Source organism: Nocardia sp. NPDC059236 (assembly GCF_042754085.1).
GTDB lineage: Bacteria > Actinomycetota > Actinomycetes > Mycobacteriales > Mycobacteriaceae > Nocardia.
In genome coordinates this window covers 1-310 of the sequence record NZ_JBHZAF010000108.1, presented here as the reverse complement: position 1 = coordinate 310, position 310 = coordinate 1, and the positions used below count along the sequence as shown (strand labels likewise).

Annotated in this window: 1 protein-coding gene; it reads right to left on the bottom strand. The window is 70.3% G+C overall.

The annotated features are described in order from the left end of the window. Positions 1-15 precede the first annotated feature (15 nt). Positions 16-300, bottom strand: coding sequence for a 1,2-phenylacetyl-CoA epoxidase subunit PaaB (gene paaB, locus ACFXIV_RS48240; protein WP_209209372.1), 285 nt, complete (start codon positions 298-300; stop codon positions 16-18). Positions 301-310: the final 10 nt, after the last annotated feature.

The following is a 310-nucleotide window of genomic DNA, read 5'->3' as shown; positions in this document are numbered from 1 at the left end:
GCGGTGCTGTGGACGTCACAGGTTGCGCACTCCCTCCGGGACCTCGTAGAAGGTCGGGTGGCGGTAGGCCTTGTCGGCGGCGGGCTCGAAGAAGGGGTCCTTCTCGTCCGGCGAGGAGGCGGTGATCTCGCTGGAGGGGACGACCCACAAGGAGACGCCCTCGCTGCGTCGGGTGAACAGGTCCCGCGCGTTGCGGAGGGCCATCTGGGCGTCGGGGGCGTGCAGGCTTCCCGCGTGGGTGTGCGAGAGGCCGCGCCTGCTGCGGACGAAGACCTCCCACAGGGGCCAGTCGGTGCTCATGGCTCACTCC